This window comes from Candidatus Poribacteria bacterium, assembly GCA_016866785.1.
Classification (GTDB): domain Bacteria; phylum Poribacteria; class WGA-4E.
In genome coordinates this window covers 1-23,339 of sequence record VGLH01000063.1, presented here as the reverse complement: position 1 = coordinate 23,339, position 23,339 = coordinate 1, and the positions used below count along the sequence as shown (strand labels likewise).

Below are 23,339 nucleotides of genomic sequence, written 5' to 3'. Positions count from 1 at the left end.
TCTACCCCGAAAAGGTGCGCCAACAAGCCGTCACGATGTATTGCGAAGGAACCAGCATCGAGGCGATCAGCCGCGTTCAGTCGGTGAAAGTCGGAACCGTGACGTCGTGGACAAAAAAGCCCGACGGGCATTAGCGGACATCCAACGGCGCATGGCTGCCGTCGCTCCGAAGACGGCGTGTATAACCTTCAGTAGCTTCCCTGTGTCTCGACGTAGACGGCGTAGAGCGACTGGCTCGCCGCCATGAAGAGCCGGTTCCGCTTGGCGCCGCCGAAGCAGAGGTTCGCGCACGCCTCGGGCAGGTGGATTCTGCCGATGAGCGTCCCGTCGGGCGCGAAGATGTGGACGCCGTCGTAGCCCTCGCCCACCCATCCGGCGGCTGCCCAGAGGTTCCCGTCCACGTCGCAGCGGATGCCGTCGGCGATGCCCGGCGACATGTCGCAGAACATCCGTCCATTCGCCAGGCGCGAGCCGTCGACGACGTCGTAGATCCGGATGTCCCGGTTGTGGTCGGGCTTGTGCGTCACGCCCGTATCGACGACATAGAGCTGCGAGTAGTCCGGCGAGAAGCACAGTCCGTTGGGTCTTTCGAGCTCGTCGGTGACGACCGTCGCGGCTCCCGTGTCGGGATTCAGCCGGTAGACGCACGTCGGCAGCTCGAACTCCGCGCGGTGTCCCTCGTAGTTGAGCAGGATGCCGTAGCCGGGGTCGGTGAACCAGATGTGCCCGTCGGGATGGACGACCGCGTCGTTGGGCGCGTTGAGCCGTTTGCCGTCGAACCGGTCCATGAGGACGGTGATCGAGCCATCGTGCTCCGTGCGCGTGACACGTCGGCTGTCGTGCTCGCAGGTGATGAGCCTGCCCTGGCGGTCGCGCGTGTTCCCGTTCGCGTAGTTCGACGGCTGGCGATAGATGCTGACGGTTCCCGTCTCCTCGACCCACCGTATCATCCGGTCGTTCGGGATGTCGCTCCACAGCAGGAACCTACCGTCGCCGAACCAGACGGGTCCCTCCGCCCACCGCGTTCCCGTGTAGAGCCGCTCCACGACCGTGTTCCCGATGCGGTACTTGTCGAAACGCGGGTCGACGACCTCGATCCACGGGTCCGGGTAGTGGACGATGCGCGGCTCCAAGGCGAGTTCCTTTCGTCCTAGACGGGCTGAACCGTGATGTTCCCGAAGTCGACGCGTCCGACCTCACACAGGAGCGCGATCGCGCCGCTCAGCAGGGGACGGTCGTCGTCCGTTACCGTGAAGACCGATTCGCCGCCGACCAACGCGGTCAGCGTATTGCCGTCAGTGCGGAGGGCAAGGTCGTATCGCGCATCGAGCTCCCAGGCGAAGGGCTTCTCAACGAGGGTCGTCCGTCCATCGAGCTCCTTGACGAGACGCAGCGCCCTGCCATCGCAGAGCAGGAGCGCATAGTACCGTCGGAGCCCCTGAACGCACGCCGCGATCCCGGCAGACACCGCCAGGTGCGGTTCCACCGTCGCGCTGACGGTATAGCCGCTCCACTCGCGCGTTCCCTGAATGAGCATGCCCGTGTCGTGGTTCTGCATGATGCGGACGGTCGGCATATCCGCGCCGATGAAACCCGGCGAATCCGCTGCGTTGACCCAGGCGCGCTGCCACATCCCGCCGCCCAGAGGTCCCTTCCCCAGCCGGAGGTCGGGCGTGCCGTCCCACGTCAGCGAGTCGAGCAGCACGACGCCGTCCGCGCGCTTCACCGAAGCTACCTCGATCCCGACGCGGCAGATGGGATGGCAGTCGGCAGGAACACGCCAGCGGAATGCGTGTCGAGCGCCCGGCGCGAGGCTCACGGCGTCGGATCGCCGGATCGTCAGCCTGTTGTCCTCGCCGTAGACGGAGACGTAGACGCAGCAGTTCACTGGGCCCGAGTTCTCCGACTCAGCCTGCACGTTCGCCGTCACAGTCTGACCCGGGTACAGCGTCGGCGAGGCGACGAGGCTGTAGCCGCCCAGCGAGATGGCTTCCGGCGGCACGAACGTCGCCGTCGCGGCACGCGCGTCTCGTCCGAACCCAACGCCTCGGTAGCGGATCGCCAGCCTGCTCCCGACGTTCTCGACGGCGGTCGTGCCCCGGCAGTCGGGTCCGTCGTCCGGCAGGAACCCTTGCGCGGACCCCGGCAGCGAAAAGTGGAACCGGGCACCTTCTTTGGGCTCCTCCCACGACTCCCCGTCTAGGGACCGTCCCAGACGCGCGATGTAGAGCGCCTCGTTGGCAGCGTCGGTGAGCGCCCTGCCGCCGTCCGCTGTCGGCAAGAAGATGCGGTCCGCGACAGGTCCCCGCCAGTCGGGACCCGCGTCGAGCCCCGCGAGCCCTCCCTTGATGCCCATGAGGCAGCCGATGTTGCCGGAGTTGCAGTCGGTGTCCCAGCCGCACGTGTTCGTGATCATCAGCGAGCGCTGGAAGTCGTCGTTGCCATAGAGCAGCCCCAGCACGATCAAGGCGTGGTTGGGAACCATGTGGCAGTTGCCGCCGTATTTGTCGTAGCCGTAGTCCGCGACGATCCGCTCGCGCGTGCGACGCCAGTCGCCGTCCTTCGCGTGCCACTCGCGGATGTCGCCGATCATCCGGCAGATGATCGAGTCGCGCGGGATGAGCGCGGTCGCGACGTCCAGGAGGCGGAACCGATCCGACTCGACGAACGCCTGTGCTTCCATGGCAGCTAGAGCTTGGGCCCCGTACACCGCCTCGCCGTCGTGTCCGACGCTCGCCGCCTTGCCCGCGAGCTCGACCGCCAGTTCCGGCTCGCCGGGACAAACGAGCGCCCACGCGTCGATGAAGATCTGCGCGCCGATCTGCTCGGCGACCACCTTGCCGTTGAGCGCGATGGAACCGCTTTCGGGAGCCGGCACGCCCGCCTTGAGGCGCAGGAACGCCGTGTGCTCCGTCGAGTTCCCCATGCCGCCCCACCAGAAGATCGTCCGCCCCTCGATGACGTAGTTGAGCCACGTGTTGCCCACCTGCCGGGCGGTCAGGTCGCGCCCGCTGCCGTAGTCCTCCAGCGCGCGGACGAACGTGAACGTGCCGGAGATGTCGTCGTCGGTGACGATCAGCGGGGCGTTGAGCCGGTCGTTGACGTAGTAGTCCACCTCGCCGAGGCGCTCCATAATCCGGTCGTAGGACCAGCCCTCGAAGGGCCTGCCGAGATAGACGCCGATGATCTTGCCGAGCACGCCAGCGTAGACGCGCTCGTCGTAGTCGTGCGGGATGGCCATGGGAGGCTCCTGTCCGAGGTCCCGTCACTCTCGCCGTGCGGGCATCATACAGGATCGGAACCTGACTCGGAAGACCGCCCGGCCGGGCCTGGACGCGCTCCGCCCGTAGTCATCGCGCGGCGGCTCGGCTATCATTGACTCAACCTAGGAACACGGCGCGGCGGATCGAGATGGACGAAGGAAGGCGATTCCGATGCTCGACCTCAAGTGGATCCGCGAGAACCCGGACCTCCTGCTCGCAGCGCTCCGACGGCGGCACGCCGACGACCTCATCCCGGAAGTCGAACGCCTGCTCGCTCTCGACGCTCAGTGGCGCGAGGCGACCGTCGCCTACGACACGCTCCGCCACGAGCAGAACCAGGTCTCCAAGCAGATCGGCGTCCTCAAGCGCGAGAAGCAGGACGCGAGCGACGTCATCGCGCGGATGGGGCAGGTCGCCCAGGAGCTCCGCGCCCGCGAGGAGCAGGTTCGCCAGTCTCGGTCTGAGATCGACGCCATCCTGATGGTCCTCCCGAACGTCCCGCACGACTCCGTCCCCGACGGCGCGTCGGCTGAAGACAACCCGGTCGTGAAGACTTGGGGCGACGTTCCGTCCTTCTCGTTCGAGCCCAAACCGCACTGGGACCTAGGCGAGCAGCTCGGAATAATCGACCTGCCGCGCGGCAGCAAGCTGTCAGGCAGCGGGTTCCCGCTATATCGAGGCCTTGGGGCGAAGCTCCAGCGGTCGCTCGTGCACCTCATGCTCGACATCCACACGACGGAGCATGGCTACACGGAGTTCAGCCCGCCCTTCATCGTGACCCGCGCGACGATGACCGGCACGGGCCAGCTACCGAAGTTCGAGGACGAGCTCTACCGGCTCGCCCGCCAGGGGATGGACACGGACGACATCGAAGGGACGGCGGGGGCCATCGCCGGAGATGCTTTCCTGATCCCGACTGCCGAGGTCCCTGTCACGAACATCCATTCGGGCGAAATCCTCGACGGTTCGGTCCTGCCGCTCTACTACACGGCACACACGCCCTGCTTCCGACGCGAGGCGGGCGCCGCCGGCAAGGACACCCGTGGCATCCTCCGCGTCCACCAGTTCGAGAAGGTGGAGTTGGTCAAGGTCACGTCGCCTGACACGTCCTATGACGAGCTGGGGAAGATGCTCGCCGACGCCGAGCGGATCGTTCAACGACTGGAGCTCCCCTACCGCGTCATCACACTGTGTACGGGCGATATGGGCTTCCAGTCGGCGAAGACGTACGACATCGAGGTCTGGGCCGCAGGCCAGGGCAGATGGCTCGAAGTGTCGTCCATCAGCAACTGCACCGACTTCCAGTCGCGGCGGGCTGAGATCCGGTTCCGACGCGAAGAAGGCGAACGCGCCGAGCTCGTCCACACGCTGAACGGCTCCGGGCTGGCGCTCCCGCGTATCGTCATCGCGTTGCTGGAAAACAACCAGTGCGAGGATGGAAGCGTGCGGCTCCCGAAGGCGCTCCAGCCGTACATGGGCGTCGAGCGCATCGCGTCGTAGAGGTGTCAGTTGAGGCGGAAGGGCGACTTCATCTTGCCGAAACGCCGTTCGCGTTGGGAGATGCCGCGTCTAGCGGCGAGGAGCGCGCTGTTCTCGTAGTTCTGCCGGTCGATCATCTCTTGCTCTGTCCGCAGCAGCGCACCCAGGTCGCTCTCCGAGAGCAGGCGCTGCTTGGCGGTCTCCGACAACGCCGAAGTCGCCGCGATCTCGTAGGCGAGCTCCACGGGCGTCTTGGGCAGCGCGTCGGAGGGCTCCCAACTGTCTTCGAGCTCGCCCATCAGACGCGAGTAGCGAGCATAGGAGTCGCGGACGGAGCTGACCAGCGGGGTCAGCTCTGCGTCATCGAGCGTGGTCTTCGGCAGAGGAACGATCCGAACACGTCCTGCCGGGTACGGTTCGTGCTGGAAGAAGCTCGTCAGTTGGAACCGATGCTCTCCGACGGCGAGGATGTCCATCTTGCCGTCCGGGAAGCGCTCGACGTGCGTGATGCGCGCCGTGGTACCGACGCCGTAGACGCTGGCGGTGCCGCCAACTTCTCGTCCGCGCTCGATCAGCACGACGCCGAACGGGGCTTCCTGCTCGATGCACTCCCCGATCATGAGCCGGTATCGCTCCTCGAACACATGGAGCGGAATCGTCATGCGCGGGAAGAGGACCATGCGAAGTGGGAAGAGCCGCATCGTGACGGTGTCGGCGTGGTCGTCGGTCATTGCGGTTCCCTGTCAGAGCGCGTGATGGCGTCGCTGGAAGTCTAGCACGCGGCTCTGCAGAGGGTCAAAACGCGACAAAGAAGCCCGACAAAGACGCCGAGGAACGCATGCTCGCCAAGGTCCTGTCACGCACCCTATGGCATGTGTACGACGCGCTGGGCTCGCTGCTCATTGCGAACCTTCTCTGGTTCGCGTTGAGCCTGCCCTGGTGGAGCCTCGTCGTACTGCTGTCTCTCCCGTTCGACGAGTTGGCGAGCGCCCTCATCGGCGTCGCGGCAGTGCCCGTGGCGTTCCTCAATCCAGCGAGTTCGGCGTTGGGCGAAATGGCTCAGCGGCTCGCCGAGACGGGAAGCACCGACCTGCGGACCTTCTGGCGTGGACTGCGCCACCACCTCTTCCGCTCAGTCCTCTTGATGAGCGTCGGCGTTTTGATGACAATGATGTTGGCGGCGAGCGCCGCCTTCTACGGGGGCGGGGTCTTCAGCGCGCTGGGAACCTACGGAAACCTGCTGGCAGCCGGTTTCACGGTCTGGGCGATGGTCTTCGTGGGTGCGATGTCGAGCTACTGGGTCCCAGTCGCCGTCGGTATCGATGGCAAGTCGCCGCGCGTGTGGTTCACGCTGAAGCGATCAGCGTTTCTGACCCTCGATAGCCCGCTTTTCGCGCTCTGCCTGCTGGCGGCAACAATAATCAGCGCGGCGTTCTGGACTGTCACCGTGCTGGGTGTGTTCACCATCGGAATGAGCTTCATCCGCGTCCTCCACGCTGAGGCGCGTCATGTTCTGCGCGAGAAGCATGAGACCGCGAATCGTCTCACGGCGCGATCCGCAAGCCCGCCGACACGGAGCCAAGTCATGGACGCGCTTCGCGAGTCGTGGCGTAGCCAACCCAAACGTGGGCTGAGGGAGCTCCTCAAGCCCTGGGAACCGTCCGATTGACCAGGAGTGCACCACCCCCATGAGCAGGCCCTTTGAACTCGAAATCACCGATGTCGTGGGTCGCGAGATCCTCGACTCGCGCGGCAACCCAACGGTCGAAGTGGACGTCGTCGTCGAAGATGAGGTTCTCGGCAGAGCCGCCGTCCCGTCCGGCGCCTCGACCGGCGAGTATGAGGCGGTCGAGCTGCGTGACGGGAATTCCGCCCGGTATGGCGGCAAGGGTGTGCAGAACGCCGTGGCGCACGTCAACGAGCAGATCGCCGACGCCCTCATTGGCTTCAATGCGCTCGAACAGGTGACCATCGACCAGGTGCTCCTGGAACTCGACGGGACGGAGAACAAGGGTGGTCTAGGAGCCAATGCCATTCTCGGCGTCTCGCTCGCCGTCGCCAAAGCAGCAGCCAACGGCTTAGGCGTCCCGCTCTACCAATACATCGGCGGGTCGCTCGCCCACGAGCTCCCTCTGCCTATGATGAACATCGTCAACGGGGGTGCGCACGCCGACAACAACGTCGATCTGCAGGAGTTCATGGTGATGCCGGCAGGCGCTTCGTCCTTTTCCGAAGCGCTGCGCATGGGCGTCGAGGTCTTCCACGCGCTCAAGTCGGTGCTGAAGAAGCGCGGGTACAACACGTCCGTCGGCGACGAGGGCGGATTCGCACCCGATCTCAAGTCGAACGAAGAGGCGCTCCAGGTCATCATCGAGGGCATCGAGCAGGCGGGTTACGCTCCCGGCACCGACATCCTCCTGGCACTGGACCCCGCGACGAGCGAGCTCTACAAGAACGGCAAGTACGTCCTGCAGGCGGAAGCAAAGCCGGAGAAGTCCGCCGAGGAGATGGTCGCCTTCTGGGTAGACCTCGTCGATCGGTACCCGATCATCTCCATCGAGGACGGCATGGCGGAGAACGACTGGGACGGCTGGCGGTTGCTGACGGAAGCCATCGGAGACCGCGTCCAGCTCGTCGGCGACGACCTCTTCGTGACCAACACGAAGCGGCTTCGTGAGGGCATCGAGCGGGGCATCGCCAACTCGATCCTGGTCAAGGTGAACCAGATCGGGACGCTCACCGAGACGCTCGAAGCGATTCAGATGGCGACGCGAGCCGGCTACACGTCCGTCATCTCGCACCGTTCCGGCGAGACGGAGGACACGACGATCGCCGATATCGCCGTGGCGACGAACGCGGGACAGATCAAGACCGGCTCGCTGTGCCGCACGGACCGGATCGCCAAGTACAACCAGCTCCTGCGGATCGAGGAGGAACTCGGTTCCCGCGCCCTGTTCCGGGGCAGGGAAGTGTTCTCCAACTTAGCCTAGCGCCCATGGCACTCCCAACCTTCTGGCGCAGTCGGCTCGAAGACGTCGACGACGCAGTTCACTCGGCGACGCGCGGCGACGTCTCTGTGCTGACGCGTTCACCGGGCAGTCGGCCGGTCTACCTCGTCCGGTACGGGACACGCTCCATCCGGCGAGGGTCAGCCAACTATAACTCGGCGGCAGGAGCGCGCGACTCGCGTCACTACGCCGACAAGCCCGCCGACGCGCCACCTTCCCTGCTGCTTATCGGGCCCGTCCACGGGCAAGAAGTCGAGAACATCGTTGGCATCGTCAACCTGATCCACGTCGCAGAGGCTGGCGTCGATTTGCGCGGACGAGCCTGGGACCGGCTCCGCCAACTCATCGACGCCTGCCATCTGCTGATCGTACCTGTAGGGAACCCGGACGGCAGAGCCCGATGCCCGTACGAGAGCTTCGTCGGCGTCTCGGTCGACGAGATGACGCGCGTCGGGCAGGGAACGCGGCAGGACGGCTCTCTGTACGGCTGGCCCGGAGCGAAGCAGCGCCACCCGATGGTCGGCGACGTCGGACTCCTCGGCGCGTACTTCAACGACCAGGGCATCAATCCGATGCACGACGAGTTCTTCGCGCCCATGGTGTCTGAGACGAAGGCGCTCCTCGACCTCGCCCGCGACGAAGCGCCCGACTACCTCCTGAACCTTCACTCGCACGGAACCGTTCCACAGGTGCTGCGGACGGCATACGTGCCGCATCTGCACAAGCGTATCGAGGCGGACTTCGCTCGACGCCTCTATGAGCGCTACGACCGCGAGGGTCTGCCCTCCGGACAACCGTTCGAGCCCGTGCCCGACGGCGAGGAACTGCCTCTGCCGTCGTTCAACCTGACGAGCGCGCTGCACCATGTCTGCGGCGGCGTGTCGATGCTCTACGAGTGCTCGCAGGGATTGGTCGAGTACGTGCGTGTGTCGCACGACGACATCCTGAACCTCGAGCTCCTGCTCTTCGAGGAGTGGCTGGCGTTCGCTGTCGAGCATCCGGATCCGCGGCGGAGCTACGAAGTCCGATGATGCTGGGCTGTCACCGGTGGCGCTGCGTGCCGTCGCGTCCTCGCGGAGCGTGCGTCGCGGCGATGCTGTGGGTTGCGCTGTTCATTCCGCTCGCGCCAATGGCGACTGGGGAGACCATGAGGAGAGTGTTCGCCGAGACCGACGAACTGTTGCCCAACCCCGGTATGGGCTGGCAAACCTTCCACCGGTTCGCCGACGAGGACCCCAACCTCGGCGGACTACCGTCCATGTCCGCCTACTTTCGGTTCTACTGGCGCGAGCTGGAGCCCGTCGAAGGTCAGATCGACTTCGTCCATCTCGACGCTCTTCTTGCGCGCGCGCGTCGAGCAGGACAGCGATTGGCGCTCCGGGTCATGTGCGCCGGGACGAACGAGCAGGAGATGTACGTACCCGAGTGGTTGCGCGCCAAAGGCTGTCCGGGGTTCTCGTACCAATACGAGGGACAGGGCCCGACGCACTGGGTCCCGGACATGGACAGCCCCATCTTCCTCGACGCCCACCTCGGCTTCATCGAGCGGCTCGCGGAGCGCTACGACGGTCACCCGGACATCGACCTGCTCGACATTGGTACCGTGGGCTTGTGGGGCGAGTGGCATATGAGCGGAACGGGCGTCGACGTCCCCTCATGGGCGACGCGCAGGCGCATCATCAACGCCTGGATGCGTGCCTTCCCACGCATGCCCAAAGTCATGCTGATCGGCGACGCGGAAGGCTTGTCCTACGCCGCCCAGAACGGATGCGGGTGGCGAGCGGACTGCCTCGGCGACATGGGCGGGTTCTCGAAGACCTGGAACCACATGGAGCACTTCTACCGCCAGCAGCTCGAACGCACCATGACGCGAGACGTATGGCGAACCGCGCCCGTCGCGTTCGAGTCCTGCTGGGATATGCGCAAGTGGGTCGGGGAAGGATGGGACGTGGGAGCCATCTTCGACTACGCACTCGACCTGCACGCCAGCTACGTGAACAACAAGTCCGCCCCGATCCCGCCCGACGCGAAGCGGGAGGTCGAGCGGCTGCTTCGCCGGCTAGGTTACCGGATCGTGATTCGGAGCGTCGAGCACCCGGATGCCGTCTACGCCGGAGCCGCGCTGCCCATCCATATGGAGTGGGGAAACGTCGGCGTCGCTCCGCCCTACCGCGATGACCGCGTCGCCGTTCGGCTGCGAAACACATCCTCGACGCACGTCGCCGTCACGACGCTCGGTCCGCCAGTCCGGGGCTGGACGCCGGGCACGATCCACCTCGACATACGGCTGTCGGTTCCCGAAGACGCACCGGCCGGGGACTATGCGCTTGAGATTGCTCTGTTGCCCCCGGACTCCCAGGAACCGGTTATCCGACTGGCGAATGAGGGCAGACAGTCAGACGGCTGGTATTGTGTCGGCGCGGTTCGGGTCGCCGAACGTCCGGTAGAGCGCTAGCCTCGACGCTCCGCCAGTGGATCGGTGGGTCTGCCGCCGTAGCGTGCGTTGGGTCCTTCCAGGATCGCCTTCTGACGGTCGGTGAGTCCCTCGAACTCCTGCCAATCGAAGTACCGTGCCGACCACGAGACGGCGTGCGGACTGTACTTGAAGAACACCGTCCGTCGCTCGTCCGCACCTCGCCAAGGGAGCGTGCCGTGCGTGAGCGCCTCCGTGAAGAGGACGGCAGTTCCTGCCGGACCCGTCACGCAGTCGACGCGCGGATGCAGCGTTTCGAGGTCGCGCCACTCGTTCGGGAACCGGTAGTTGCTCTTGTGGCTTCCCGGCACGCATCCGAACCCGCCGTCGCCCGGATGAATCGTCTTCAGGTTGTAGGCGACCACCGACAGCCCGTTGTACATCCGCCCATCGGCGTAACGATAGTACTGCGACGGATCGAATGGCGTGCCGCCGCCGTGAAGGATCGTCCCGATGGGCCCCTTCCCCGACCGGATGACATCGAGGTAGACGTGGTCGAGGCGAAACCGTGATCCGAGCGTCTCTTCGAGATACGGCACGACGCTCGGGTTGTCGATGAGGTCTCGGTAGACATCACCCCAATGGAGCATCCCGCCGAACCGTTTGGTCGTCATGTCGGGAGCGCACTCTCGTGCGATGTACTCATCCAGGATCGCATTGAGAGCTGAGAGCTGCTCCGCCGACAACGCCTCCGGGATGACGAGATACCCCTGCAGGTCGAACAGATACCGCTCCTGGTCGGTCACCTCGGCTTCTCCTCGATCTACGTTCAGACGGCGGTCACCCGGACGGGCTTGCCTTCCCGCGCGGACTGGTTCGCCGCCACCGTCACCAGGCACGTCTTCAGACCGTCCGTGTAGTCCGACTTGACCAGCGACCGGTCGTTTGTGCGGATCGCCTGGATGAATGCGTCGTCGATGGATGTTGGCTGGGGGGTCGGCGGAATCGGCACGGTCGCCGCGCCGTCAGGAAGGACCCGCACGCCATCGGCGTACTGGATGCGCAGATGTCCCTCGACGACGAGCTCGATCCGCGAGCCGCCGCCGCCGTTCGTCAGCGCCGACGTCGTCGTGATGTACCCGATGGCTCCGCTCGCGTATTGTAGCAGCACGACCTCAGCGTCCGGGATCGTATGGTTCTCCTGATCCGTGTTGACGCGGAGCGACTCTAGCTTCGTCACTTCGACGATGTCCCCGGCGAAGTAGCGCAGTAGGTCGAGCTGATGCGTCGCCTGCTCGTGGAGCATCCCGCCCGACTTATCCATGACGCGCCACCAGTGCGTGGACCCGCCAGCGATGCCGCCCCACCGCTCGGAAACGGCAAGGGTCACGCGCTTGTCGGCGAGGAATGTCCTCAGTCCGTCGGCGTTCGAGTTGTACCGAAGCTGGTAGCCGACGCACGAGAACACACCGGCGCGGTCGATGGCTTCCTTGGTCGCTACTCCCGTCTCGACATCCATGACGACCGGCTTCTCGACGAAGATGTGGAGCCCACGTTCTGCCGCCGCGATCTCGACGCCCTCGTGGGCGAACGGCGGCAGCGAGAAGTAGCAGACCTCCATCTCGACTTCGTCGAGCATCTTTCTGGCGTCCGTGTAGGCTTGGCCTCCGTGCGTGGCAGCAGACGACTTGGCGCGCTCCTCGGACACGTCACAGCAGGCGGCGATCTCGACGCCCTCCATCGCTGCAAGGCGCTTCAGGTGTCCCTGTGCGTTGCCTCCGGTTCCCACGTAACCGACTCTGAGCGTTGACATGGCGAGTCCTCCGGTTCCGCTCTGTCATGGGCGCGCCCACTCTACGGCGGCAGAGCTCAGGTGTCAACCGCGCTGAGCGTCCTTGTTCCCTTCCGCCCGAGCGGCGCTCAGGTCATACTGCTGCTGGAAGAGCGCGCGTCGAGCGGATCGACGGCGCGAGCAGGCTCGACGCCTGGATGGATATCCAGACTAGGAGTCGTGGTATGGCTGAGAGCATGACCAGCTACGAGCGGATGAAAGCGATCTATGATCACCGCGAACCGGATCGCCTTCCGTTGACCGATTCGCCCTGGGGAGCCACCATCGCCCGTTGGCACCGCGAAGGTCTGCCTGCTGGCGTCGGCGCAGGCGACTTCTTCGGGTTCGAGCGATGGCCCGGCATCGGCACCGACAACAGTCCGCGATACCCATCGAAGGTCGTCGAAGAGACGGACACCTACGTCACGAGCACGACGTCGTGGGGCGCGACGATGCGCAACTGGAAGCACTCGGCATCAACGCCGGACTTCCTCGATTTCCGCATCCAGGACCGCGACACGTGGGAGGAAGCCAAGTCGCGGATGACGCCCACCGACGACCGCGTCAACTGGGCGGACCTGGCGCGCAATCACCCGCGCTGGCGGCAGCAGAAGCTGTGGGTCCAAGCCGGGGCGTGGTTCGGGTACGACGTGTTCGCGAGCTGGCATGTCGGCACCGAGCGGATGCTGATGGCGATGGTCGACGACCCCGAGTGGTGCCGCGACATGTTCGAGACGGCGCTGGAGCTCAACATCACGCTCTTGGAGCGCGCTTGGGATCGCGGCTACACGTTCGACTGCCTCAGCTTCCCCGACGACCTGGGCTATCGAAACGGGCTCTTCTTCTCTCTCAAGACCTACCGAGAGGTCCTCAAGCCGGTTCACAAGCGAGCGTTCGATTGGGCGCACGATCGCGGCGCCAAGGTGATGCTGCACTCCTGCGGTAACATCATGGAGCTCCTGCCAGACCTCATCGAGATCGGGCTGGACGGGCTGAACCCGCTTGAGACGAAAGCGGGCATGGACCTCGTCGAGATCAAGGAGCTCTATGGCGACAAGCTCGTGCTCCAGGGCGGGATCGACGTTCGCAAGATGTCCAAGGCGGACGAGGTCGAAGAGGAGATCCGCACAAAGGTCACAACCGCCAAACAGGGTGGCGGGTACATCTACCACTCCGACCACTCGGTGCCCAGCGACGTCAACTTCTCGGACTACTGCCGCGTCATCGAGCTTGTGCGCTGGTATGGGCGCTACTAGGCGCGCGTCTCCTTGAGAGCTTCCAGGACGACGGGCATCGAATCCTTCCAGTTGCGCGGGCAGTGCTCGGAGACTTCGAATGCGAGCTTCGTGCCATCAGGTGCTGCCTGCCGCACGAGGTCGAGAACCTTGTCGCGCAGCCTTGCGCGCGGAAGCTGGTAATCGCCGACGCGGATGTTGACCCAGAGGAGCTTGTCGGGCCACGCAGACCGGCACTCGTCCAGAGGCAAGTCGCCCTCGTTGGGCTCCGTGAGCGACTCGATCATGTCGATGGGAGCGCGCGCAATCTCGCGTGCGCACGCTGCCGTCCGTCCGTCGTAATGGGAACCGACGATCTTCCCTGCATCGTGGAGAACCGGGAAGCACTCTTCGTAGACCGGCAGTAGGTACTCGGCGTACCGGACGGGCCCCAGGGTCTCTGCTGTGAAGTTCTCCAGGTTCGACACGAACCGCCCCGGAACCGTCGCCGCAATCTCGACGACGTGCCGGAAGTTCGCGAGGAGCGCGTCGTAGAGATCACGGACGGCGTCCTCGAAGTCCGCGAGGTGGAATGCGAAGTTCTCCAGTCCGGCGTAGTCGACGAGGATCGTCTGGAGCGGCGTTCGACCAATCGCTAACAGCCCGATACCATGGGGTGGGAGCTTCGACAGGGCGTCGACGTAGGCTTCGACCCGTGACTCGATGGACGTGTTCCTGACGATATGCGTCATGATCCGGTAGTCGTCGGGCGTCTCCAGCAGGTACTTGCGGTGCCAGCCGTTCGCCCAGGTCTGGGTCAGTTCGCCGACGGATGTCCGCAGCGTCTGCCGCCGTATGGACTCGCCGCCTTCGACGTACTCGTCCCACAGCACTTCCCTATCCGCCGGAACGCCAGCGGATGCGCCGATGTGGAACGTCACTCCCAAGCCTGCCTCGTACATCGCGTCCCACGCCGGATCGTTGGGCGCGTAGCCCCACTCCCCGCGATAGATCGTGTACGGGATCTCGTCGGGTCGCTCTCCCGCCCAGTAGGCATCGATGCGCTCGCGAATATCCATGGGTGGCTCCGCTATCGGTGCGCCAACTCCTGCGACAGGTCGAGGTACCGCTTGATGCCTTCCGGCGTCACGTTCCAGGGGATGTGGTTCCCGACGCACATGATGTAGCCGCCGGTCATGCGGGAGGTCTCGACCATGCTTTCGACCATGGCGCGGATCTCGTCCGGGTCGTTACGGGTCAATACGCGGTTGTCGCCTTCCCCAGCGGCGAAGCAGTTCTCGTGCTTCCGAGCCATCGCCTTGTAGTCGGTGAAGGGCTCCGAGATGACGCCTCGCGCCCCGCAAGCCATCACGTCGTCCACGTACGCGTCCACGCACCCGTCCGACATGAACAGGACGTGTTTGCCGGCATCGCGGAGCATGCCCCAGAACTCCTCGTAGCGAGGGAAGATGTACTTGCACATCCATGCGGGCGAGCAGACGGGTCCTCGCGCCGTCACGATGTCGTCGTGGCACACCACGAAGTTGATCGGTAGACGCGCAAAGGTGCGGAACACCTTGCGGTTGATCTCGGCGAACTCGTCCATGATCCGCTCGAACCCGGGCAGCAGACAGGTCTGGAGGAACAGGTCCCAGCCGAACGTCAGCAGGGGCCACATGAACATCGTGTTGTAGAACCCGACGGACGCCGTGCTGCCCTCGGGAGCCTTGTCCCCCCACTCCTTCGGGTACCCGCGCCGGTAGGACTCGTAGAGTTTCTCCTCGTCCGTGTAGTCGCGCTTCTCGACGACCTCCATCTCCCGCATGTCCTGGTGCTCCAGCGGCGAGTAGGAGAGCACGTCATCGACCGTGCGGAAGTTGGTTCCCCAGTCCCAATGGCTCGTCTCGCCGGTTCCCCAGCGCACACGCCGCCTGCCCTGGGCGTCTGTCGAGGACGAGTGCCCGTCCGTTCCTAGCGTGGGCTTCGGGACCGGCGTGTCGTCTGCCGGAACGCCCAGCCCAAGCTCCGGATACAGTTCGCGGAGCCGGAGCCGGCAGCTTCGCGGCGACTCGTAGTAGTCGATGCCGGTCAGGTACGTCTCGGCGTCCGGGCAGGACCAATGCTCCCAGTGGGGAATCTTCTTGGGGGCGAGACCCATGTAAGCCATGTACCGATCGTCGTAGGGCATGCTCAGGCTCCGTGGAAGCGCAGGTGCACGCGACGAGGTCGCCTCAGTCGATTAGTGCCCCGATTCGCCGATTCCCTCAAGAGACCTGCGCGCGATTCCACATGCGCTTGGCGCCGAATCGTGATGAACTGGGGGAACCAGCGCTCGCCCTACCGCGATTGCCGCGAGGAGGAACGACATGCCAGCGCAACGCAGTCCGGATTGGCGCGCCGTGCACATCATGGCGCCCGGCAGCGAGGGCATGCCCCTGCTGCGCCGAGCCGTCGACGAGGTACTCGCTCCCCTCGGTGTCAACGTCCTCGTCCTCGAGATCAACTATGGGTTCGATTATAGGTCCCATCCAGAGCTTCGCGCGTCGCGATCGGTGTCCCGGAACGAGTGCCGGGAGTTCGCCGATCTGTGCCGTGAATGCGGCATTCGGCCCGTGCCCATGTTCAACTGCCTGGGCCATCAGTCGTGGGCGAAGACGACCTTCAGCCTGCTGACACAGTACCCTCAGTTCGACGAGACGCCCGACTTGCCGAAGAACAACCCGGACATCTACTGCAGAAGCTGGTGCCCGCTCCACCCAGACGTGAACGGGATCGTGTTCGATCTGTTCGGAGAGCTCATCGACGCGTTCGAGGCGGACGGGTTCCACGTCGGCATGGACGAGGTGTTCCTGATCGCCAGCGACCAGTGCCCGCGCTGCCGAGGGAAGGACCCCGCCGAGCTCTTCGCCAAAGCCGTCAACGACTACCACGCCGAGCTCGTCGGACGACGCGGCGTCGAGATGATGCTATGGGGAGACCGTCTGCTCGACGCCGAGTCGATGGGATACGGCAAGTGGGAATCGAGCGCAGACGGAACAGCGCCCGCCATCTTCGCCATACCGAAGGACATCGTCGTCTGCGACTGGCACTACGAGCCGCGCGACGACTACCCGTCGGTTCGGTACTTCCAGGAACGGGGATTCCGTGTGCTGCCCGGGAGCTGGCGGAACGCGCAAGCCGCCCAAGCGCTGATGGAGTGCGCCCGCGCCGACGCGACCGTGCGGGTGCTGGGCCACCTCTGCACGACGTGGGTGAACGCCGTCGATCTCTGTCGCGCGCTGCTGGGAGAGCCGCCGGAACCCGCGCCGAACGCCGTCGAAGCCGCCGGTACGCTTCGGATGTGTATGGACGCGCTGTCGTCGGACGACTGACTGCCCAGAGAGGCTACAGCGTCACACCGATGTTCCAGGGGTTGAACTCCGCCTCGCCGACGCCTGCCGCTTCGCTCTTGGAGGGCTTGCCGGAAGCGACCGCGATCACCTCGTCGAGGATCTGTAGCCCGACGTCACGCACGGACGTGCCTGAGAGGATGACGCCCGCATCGATGTCCATGTCGTCGATCATGTGCTCGTAGAGCGGCGTGTTCGTCGCGATCTTGATCGACGGCACTGGCTTGAACCCGAAGACGCTCCCGCGCCCCGTCGTGAAGAGGACCACATTCGCGCCTCCGGCGACCATGCCGGTCACGGAGACCGGATCGTAGCCCGGCGTGTCCATGATGACGAACCCCGACTCGCGCATGGGTTCCGCGTAGCGGTAGACGGCTCGCAGCGGAGTCGTGCCGCCCTTGGCGATGGCTCCCAGCGACTTCTCGTAGATGGTCGTCAATCCACCGGCTTGGTTCCCGGGCGTCGGGTTGTTATTGATCTCGACGCCGAACATCGCCGTGTAGTTCTCCCACCACTGGATCCGTGCGACGAGAGCCTTTCCGACCTCTTCGCTGACGGCGCGCGCCGTCAGGATGTGCTCCGCGCCGTACATCTCCGGGGTCTCCGAGATGCAGTGCGTCCCGCCGTAGCGCACCAGCTCGTCGCCGCAGGCGCCGACGGCCGGATTCGCGGTGATACCCGAATGGGCGTCGGACCCGCCGCACTCCGCTCCGATGACGATCTTCGAGATGGGCTGAACCGTCCGGCGGCAAGCGTTCGCCGCCGGCAGCATCGCCTCGACGGCGCGGACACCAGCGTCGATGGTCTTGCGGATGCCCCCTTCGCCCTGGATCGAGATGGTCACGGGCGGCTTACGAGTCGTGGCGATCTGCAGGAGCCCTTCGTTCGCCACCAGGTCTTCGAGCTGGTTGATCTCGCACCCGAGCCCGATGAGGACGTAGCCGAACACGTTGGGGTGGCGGGCGAAGCCCGCGAGTGTCCGCTGAAGCTGCGCGTAGTCCTCGGACCCGATTGCCATGCCGCAGCCGCCCTTGTGCGTGATGGGCAAGATGCCGTCCACGTTGGGGAAGTCCGTCAGGCGATCCCCTCGAAATGCGTCCGCGACGTAGGTCGACACGCTCGCCGAGCAGTTGACGGTTGAGATGACCGCGATGTAGTTGCGGGTCCCGACGCGTCCGTCGGGCCGCTCATAGCCCATGAATGTGCGCATTCGGTCGGCTGCGTAGGGCTCAACAGGCTTCGCTTCCGCGCCGAAGTTGTAGTCGCGCTCGAAGTCGCGGACGCCGACGTTGTGGACGTGCACGTGGCTTCCCGCCTCGATGTCCGACTTGGCGAAGCCGATCGTCTGGCCGTACTTGCAGATGGGCGAACCGGCGACGATGTTCCTCAAGGCGACCTTGTGACCCGATGGGATGCTGCCGCGCACGTCGATCTCGGAGCCTTCCGGCGTCGCGAGGCTGATCGCGGACAGGTCTTCGCGAGCGACGGCGACGTCATCGCCGAGCCGAAGCAACAGGGCTTTGTCGAGCAGCGGAAAGGTCGGCATGTCGCGGACTCCTGGCAGGGACACGTCACCGGTGCGGGCTGGGCGGATTCTACGGGTCAGCACGACGGGCGTCAATGACCGGTTCCGTTGACGCTCGGCGGCTCCCTGCGTACCATCGGCTTGATGACCCAACAGCGCGCGAGGAAGGGCTACCCATGGCGATCCCCGACACCATCTGGCGGCAATACGACATCCGAGGCATCTACCCCACCGAGGTGAACGTCGACGCCGCCCGGCAGGTCGGACGGGCGTTCGGGACGACCATTCGTCGGCTGCGCGGCAAACGGGTCTGCGTTGCCGGGGATGCGCGCGTGAGCTCGCCAGAGCTGCGACCTGCCACCATCGAAGGCATTCTCTCGACCGGCTGCGATGTGGACGACCTGGGCATGGCGCCGACGCCCGTCATGTACTTCGCCGTCGCCCATTTCGGGTACGACGGCGGGCTCATCGTGTCGGCGAGCCACAACCCGCCCCAGTACAACGGGTTCAAGTCGCGTACGAACGAACGCGCGCTCTTCGGCGACGACATTCAAGAGATGCGCAAGATGGTCGTCGGCAACGACTTCACTTCGGGCAAGGGCGCGATGCAGACGCGGGACGTAGCGCCAGACTATATCGACTACATGAAGGCGGCTTTCTCGCTGCACCGTTCCTTGAAGGTCGCCATCGACTCCGGCAACGGCGCAACGGGTCCCATCGCCGTTCAGATGTTCGAAGCGCTGGGCTGCGAGGTCGTGCCGCTTTTCACGGAACCTGACGGGCGGTTCCCGAACCACATTCCCGACCCCACAGTTCCTGCCAACATGGTCGCCCTGCGCGAGGCGGTGCGTCAGACGAACGCGGACATCGGCTTGGGCATCGACGGCGACGGGGACCGCGTTGCGGCAATGACGCCGGACGGCAGGCTCCTGTGGGGAGACAAGATGCTCTCCATCTTCGTCGACTCGATCATCGGGTCCAACCCGGGGCCCGTCGTGTTCGACGTCAAGTGCTCGATGACGTTGGTCGAACGGATCCGAGCTGTCGGCGGGACGCCGGTCATGTGGAAGACCGGCTACCCCCTGCTGCAAGCGAAGATGAGGGAGACGAAGTCCGTCCTCGCAGGGGAAATGAGCGGGCACATGTACCTCGCCGACCGCTACTACGGCTACGACGACGGCATGTACGCCGGCGCGCGCATGGTCGAGGTCATCGCCAACGGCGGCGTCTCGCTGAATGACATCGCCGACAGCCTGCCGGACTACCCTGGAACGCCGGAGCTGCGGCTCCACTGCGACGAAGCGGCGAAGTCCAGCATCGTGCCCGCAGTCGTGAAGCGGATCCCCTCCCACTACGATATCGTGGACGTAGACGGTGTGCGGTTCTCCACGGATTCGGGCTGGGGGCTCATCCGCGTGTCGAACACGGAGCCGGCTGTCGTCGCGAGATTCGAGGCGAAGACCAAAGCGGAGCTCGCCACGATCATGGAGGATGCCCTACGCATCCTGGACGGTCTGCCCATCGACATCGAGCCCGTCCGGGAGATCGCGGCGAGACTGTGATTGTAGCCGTCGCGTTCCGGGCAGATCTCAGGACCGCGTTGCTGGGGAGGTCATAGAGCGGAACTTCCGCGCAAGCTGACGGAAGGAGCTGGCCCATGCGACGAGCCTCTGGTCGGACAGCGTGGGCGCTGGTGATCGCTGCGATTGTACCCGTTCTGCCGGCATGGTCGGCAGGATCGCACATCGTCTTCCTGCTGAGGCAGGATGCGCGTGCTGGTGCACAGGCGCGCTTGGCTATGGTCGACCCGGATGGGCGTGAAAAGGCTCTACGTCCAGACCAGCCGGTTCCACTGGTCCCTGCGCCCTACGGCTCGCGCGACGGTACGAGGGTTCTTATCTCGACTGGGACCGACATCGGCTTTGTCCTGCTCTCAGGCGAGGGGTTTCAGCCGATTGCGCGGTTGTCCGCGCAGTTCCCGCGCTGGTCGCCCGACGAGCGGCGTATTGCCTATGTGGCGTATGACATGCGGGACGGTATCGGGACTGCTAACATCTGGCTGCTCGATCTGCAGGAAAACACGTCCAGGCCCCTCACAGACGACGGATGGATGAACGACCACCCGTCCTGGTCGCCGGACGGTCGTCAAGTCGCGTTCACATCCCAGCGCGATCAGTCGTTCTGGCGAAAGCGAGGCGGCAACGCTCTTCCGACCAACGACATCTTCGTATTGGACATCGAGAGCGCCAGGCTGCGGAACCTGACTCAGAGCCGCGCGCAAGAACTCTACCCTCAGTGGTCTCCCGACGGTTCGGCGGTCCTCTATCTCCGAGTCGTCGACGATTCGTTCCACGACCTGGAGGCTCTCGACATCGAAAGTGGCAGGACCTGGTCCGTCACGTCCAAGACGCTGAATGTCTTCTACGCGTCGTGGTCCCCAACCGGGAGGCAGATCGTGTTGGCGGCGGCTCCCGTGCGGGAGTTCCTCCGAGGTGAAGCAGGTGGCAACCTCTACATCGCCGCTCGCGATGGAAGAGACGTCCGCCGGATCACAGACTACGCGCCAGGGTCGTGGCCTTACTACCCCAACTGGTTTGGCTCCTCGGACCAGGCAGTGAGTCCGTTAGCGGGCTCTCCATCCGTATGGGGTAGGCTCAAGAAAGAGCCTCCAGCAGAACGAGACTCGTTTCGCTCCGTATCGTCACGGAGGCTGCGACCATCACCGTGAAGGTCGGAGGCAGCGGACGCGCTCGTGCTATCATTCAAGAGTGGTGGGTGACGATCTCCTTCTGCGCGCCGAACCCAACGTGAGGAGACACCTGTGAGCGCGATCTCGCGAGTTCTCGTCCTGCGCACAGGCGGCGTGAACTGTGACGTCGAGACCGAGCACGCCTTCCGGCTGGCTGGGGCCCAAGTCGAACGGCTCCACATCAACCGTCTCCTCGAGAAGGAACGCGCCCTCGACGAGTTCCAGGTTCTCGTTGTGCCCGGCGGATTCTCGTACGGAGATGACATCGCTGCGGGCAAGCTCTTCGCCAACGAGCTCGTCTACCGGCTCCGCGAGCCGCTGGAGCGGTTCGTCGCCGACGGGAAGCTGGTGTTGGGCGTCTGCAACGGGTTCCAGGTCTTGATCCGCGCGGGGTTGCTTCCGGGCTTCGTCGCGGTCGGGACGCAGGAAGCCACGCTGACGCACAACGATTCGGGTCGATTCGAATGCCGCTGGGTGCACTTGCAGCCTGAACCGACTCCCTGCGTCTTCACGCGCGGGATGGAGCGGGCGATCCAGTTGCCGGTCGCCCATGCGGAAGGGAAGCTCCTCGCGAGCGACGCGGTCCTCGACCGGATCGAGTCACAGTCTCAGATCGTCTTCCGTTACTGCGATCCCTCTGGCGGCGCGGCAGGCTATCCGGCGAACCCGAACGGATCGGCGAAGGGAATCGCCGGGGTCTGCAATCCATCGGGAACCGTCTTGGGTCTGATGCCACACCCGGAGCGGTTCGTACAGCGCACGCAGCATCCGCGCTGGACACGCGAAGCGCTGCCGGCAGAAGGTCACGGCATGGCGCTGTTCCGAAATGCGGTGGACTATGCCCGCGAGCACCTCAACTGAGTTGACCCAGGTTCTGCGCAAACCGATCTGAAAGCGACGCCTTGCGAATCGCCTACTTCGACTGCTTTTCGGGCATCAGCGGCGACATGATCCTCGGCGCGCTCATTCACGCCGGATTGGATGTCGAGGCTCTCACCCGCGAGCTCGCGAAGCTGAACCTTGACGAATGGCATCTCCATGTCAGCACGACGCATCGGCACGCCATCGCCGCGACGCGCGTCGAGGTTCACGCCCACGACCACGCCGGACACGCCCAGCATGGAACCGACGCGGATACTCGCGAGCACACGCACGAACACAGCCACAGTCACGGCCACGATCACCACGGTGGCGGCGGGCACCGCCACCACGGACACCACCACACCCACGACACAGACGGCGCGCACACGCACGATCACCCGCATCGCGGGCTCGACGACATCCTGGCGCTGATCGACCGTAGCAACTTGCCAGATGGCGTCAAGCGCACCGCCTCGCGCATCTTCGACCGATTGGCAGAGGCAGAGGCGAACGCACATCGTGTCTCGAAGCACGAAGTCCATTTCCACGAAGTCGGCGCAATCGATGCTCTCATCGACATCGTCGGCGCGGCGACCGGGCTCGATCTGATGGGCATTGAAGCCGTCTATTGCTCACCGCTGCCCGTCGGGAGGGGATTCGTCCGGTGCGATCACGGCATGATGCCGATACCGGTTCCAGGAACGATGGAACTGCTCAAGGATGTGCCCGTATACCCAACGTCGATAGACCGGGAGCTCATCACGCCGACCGGCGCAGCCATCGTGACGACGCTCGCCTCCGGCTTCGGGCGAACACCTGAGATGACGGTTCGCGCGGTCGGCTACGGGGCGGGGAAGCGCGACCTCATCGAACAGCCCAACATGCTGCGCGTCGTCATCGGAGACAGGCCCGATGCCGCGACCGCCTTCCAGACCGACACCGTCCATCTCATCGAGACGAACATCGACGACCAGTCGCCGGAGGCTTTTGGATATCTGGTTGATCAGCTCTTGGCGGCTGGCGCGCTCGATGCCTATTTCACACCGATCACCATGAAAAAGGGCAGACCCGCGTACCAACTCTCAGTTCTCGCGGAGCCTGATGCCGTCGAAGGGCTGTCGGCTCTCGTACTGCGCGAAACATCGACCTTCGGCGTTCGCGTGTCGCCGCTCTCGCGTCGCAAGGTCGCGCGCGAGGTCGTTCGCGTCACGACTCGGTTCGGCGAAGTCCGCGTGAAAGTCGGGACTGCACCCGATATCCTGAAGATCGCTCCTGAGTATGACGACTGCCGCCGGGCGGCAGAGCTTTCGGGCGCGCCCATCCGCGAGGTCTACGACGCGGCGATCGAAGCGTACCGGTCGGTGTACGGGCAGTCGTGACCGGCGGCGGAGCGCCAACGGCGCACGGCCATTTCACGAGCGACAGATCCCTAGAGTGTGTTATGCACTTTGTGGAACCCGCGCGACAAACCGTTTGAGCATCAGGATGGCGAACGCGAGGAAATGAAGACCTACCAACGTTTGCTCCAATCGCTCATAGTCGCGCGCCAGCCGTCGGAATCTCCCCATCCACGCGAACGTCCGCTCGACGACCCAACGACGCGGAAG

Annotated in this window: 21 protein-coding genes; 12 read left to right on the top strand and 9 right to left on the bottom strand. The window is 64.8% G+C overall.

From position 1 onward, the window contains the following. A partial coding sequence (locus FJZ36_10665; protein MBM3215363.1) for an IS1 family transposase occupies positions 1-134 on the top strand: 134 nt, incomplete at its 5' end. Positions 135-188: 54 nt separating this feature from the next. On the opposite strand, the gene FJZ36_10660 is transcribed toward FJZ36_10665, so the two are convergent. Next, positions 189-1,133, bottom strand: a complete 945-nt coding sequence (locus FJZ36_10660; protein ID MBM3215362.1) for an SMP-30/gluconolactonase/LRE family protein — start codon at positions 1,131-1,133, stop codon at positions 189-191. Positions 1,134-1,150: 17 nt separating this feature from the next. Beyond that, entirely contained in the window at positions 1,151-3,241 is a 2,091-nt protein-coding gene (locus tag FJZ36_10655; GenBank protein ID MBM3215361.1) for an ADP-ribosylglycohydrolase family protein, read from the bottom strand. A 193-nt stretch (positions 3,242-3,434) separates the two neighbouring features. Here FJZ36_10655 and serS point away from each other — a divergent pair, with 193 nt between their 5' ends. Then, positions 3,435-4,763, top strand: coding sequence for a serine--tRNA ligase (serS, locus tag FJZ36_10650; GenBank protein ID MBM3215360.1), 1,329 nt, complete (start codon positions 3,435-3,437; stop codon positions 4,761-4,763). A gap of 5 nt (positions 4,764-4,768) precedes the next feature. On the opposite strand, the gene FJZ36_10645 is transcribed toward serS, so the two are convergent. Beyond that, on the bottom strand, positions 4,769-5,473 hold the full coding sequence (locus FJZ36_10645; GenBank protein MBM3215359.1) for a peptidase S16: 705 nt from the start codon (positions 5,471-5,473) through the stop codon (positions 4,769-4,771). Positions 5,474-5,580: 107 nt separating this feature from the next. On the opposite strand from FJZ36_10645, the gene FJZ36_10640 reads away from it, so the two are divergent. The 4 genes from FJZ36_10640 to FJZ36_10625 are packed head-to-tail and all read left to right on the top strand — an operon-like array spanning position 5,581 to position 10,205. Next, positions 5,581-6,411 carry a hypothetical protein gene (locus FJZ36_10640; protein ID MBM3215358.1) on the top strand — a complete coding sequence of 277 codons (831 nt, stop codon included), beginning with the start codon at positions 5,581-5,583 and terminating at the stop codon, positions 6,409-6,411. Between the two features lie 19 nt (positions 6,412-6,430). After that, entirely contained in the window at positions 6,431-7,732 is a 1,302-nt protein-coding gene (locus FJZ36_10635; protein ID MBM3215357.1) for a phosphopyruvate hydratase, read from the top strand. A gap of 5 nt (positions 7,733-7,737) precedes the next feature. After that, positions 7,738-8,781, top strand: coding sequence for a hypothetical protein (locus FJZ36_10630; protein MBM3215356.1), 1,044 nt, complete (start codon positions 7,738-7,740; stop codon positions 8,779-8,781). Further along, positions 8,778-10,205 (top strand): DUF4832 domain-containing protein, encoded by a 1,428-nt coding sequence (locus FJZ36_10625; GenBank protein ID MBM3215355.1) that lies wholly within the window; start codon positions 8,778-8,780, stop codon positions 10,203-10,205. Before FJZ36_10630 ends, FJZ36_10625 begins: the two co-directional genes overlap by 4 nt. Here the strand turns inward: FJZ36_10625 and FJZ36_10620 are convergent. Continuing rightward, entirely contained in the window at positions 10,202-10,969 is a 768-nt protein-coding gene (locus FJZ36_10620; GenBank protein MBM3215354.1) for a phytanoyl-CoA dioxygenase family protein, read from the bottom strand. The genes FJZ36_10625 and FJZ36_10620 overlap by 4 nt on opposite strands. Before the next feature lie 23 nt (positions 10,970-10,992). Beyond that, positions 10,993-11,976 (bottom strand): Gfo/Idh/MocA family oxidoreductase, encoded by a 984-nt coding sequence (locus FJZ36_10615; GenBank protein MBM3215353.1) that lies wholly within the window; start codon positions 11,974-11,976, stop codon positions 10,993-10,995. 26 nt (positions 11,977-12,002) lie between these two features. Here FJZ36_10615 and FJZ36_10610 point away from each other — a divergent pair, with 26 nt between their 5' ends. Beyond that, the gene (locus FJZ36_10610; protein MBM3215352.1) at positions 12,003-13,250 is read left to right on the top strand and encodes a hypothetical protein; all 1,248 of its coding nucleotides are present in this window, start codon (positions 12,003-12,005) and stop codon (positions 13,248-13,250) included. Here FJZ36_10610 and FJZ36_10605 read toward each other — a convergent pair. Together FJZ36_10605 and FJZ36_10600 are read right to left on the bottom strand one after the other, a co-directional pair. Continuing rightward, positions 13,247-14,287, bottom strand: coding sequence for a hypothetical protein (locus FJZ36_10605; GenBank protein ID MBM3215351.1), 1,041 nt, complete (start codon positions 14,285-14,287; stop codon positions 13,247-13,249). The genes FJZ36_10610 and FJZ36_10605 overlap by 4 nt on opposite strands. An 11-nt stretch (positions 14,288-14,298) precedes the next feature. Continuing rightward, positions 14,299-15,396 (bottom strand): hypothetical protein, encoded by a 1,098-nt coding sequence (locus FJZ36_10600; protein ID MBM3215350.1) that lies wholly within the window; start codon positions 15,394-15,396, stop codon positions 14,299-14,301. 178 nt (positions 15,397-15,574) lie between these two features. On the opposite strand from FJZ36_10600, the gene FJZ36_10595 reads away from it, so the two are divergent. After that, positions 15,575-16,579 (top strand): hypothetical protein, encoded by a 1,005-nt coding sequence (locus FJZ36_10595; GenBank protein MBM3215349.1) that lies wholly within the window; start codon positions 15,575-15,577, stop codon positions 16,577-16,579. Between the two features lie 13 nt (positions 16,580-16,592). Here FJZ36_10595 and FJZ36_10590 read toward each other — a convergent pair whose 3' ends face one another. Then, entirely contained in the window at positions 16,593-18,143 is a 1,551-nt protein-coding gene (locus tag FJZ36_10590; GenBank protein MBM3215348.1) for an altronate dehydratase, read from the bottom strand. Positions 18,144-18,217: 74 nt separating this feature from the next. Here FJZ36_10590 and FJZ36_10585 point away from each other — a divergent pair, with 74 nt between their 5' ends. The 4 genes from FJZ36_10585 (at position 18,218) to larC (ending at position 23,111) form a co-directional block, all read left to right on the top strand. Next, a complete protein-coding gene (locus FJZ36_10585; protein ID MBM3215347.1) occupies positions 18,218-19,684 on the top strand; it encodes a phosphomannomutase/phosphoglucomutase in 1,467 nt (488 codons plus the stop codon). 95 nt (positions 19,685-19,779) lie between these two features. Beyond that, positions 19,780-20,850, top strand: coding sequence for a hypothetical protein (locus FJZ36_10580; protein ID MBM3215346.1), 1,071 nt, complete (start codon positions 19,780-19,782; stop codon positions 20,848-20,850). Between the two features lie 102 nt (positions 20,851-20,952). Continuing rightward, complete coding sequence (gene purQ / locus FJZ36_10575) at positions 20,953-21,732, top strand: phosphoribosylformylglycinamidine synthase I (GenBank protein ID MBM3215345.1); 780 nt, start codon at positions 20,953-20,955, stop codon at positions 21,730-21,732. 41 nt (positions 21,733-21,773) lie between these two features. Beyond that, positions 21,774-23,111: a nickel pincer cofactor biosynthesis protein LarC gene (gene larC, locus FJZ36_10570; protein MBM3215344.1), complete on the top strand. Its 1,338-nt coding sequence runs from the start codon at positions 21,774-21,776 to the stop codon at positions 23,109-23,111. Positions 23,112-23,171: 60 nt separating this feature from the next. On the opposite strand, the gene FJZ36_10565 is transcribed toward larC, so the two are convergent. Then, a partial coding sequence (locus tag FJZ36_10565; protein ID MBM3215343.1) for a transposase occupies positions 23,172-23,339 on the bottom strand: 168 nt, incomplete at its 5' end.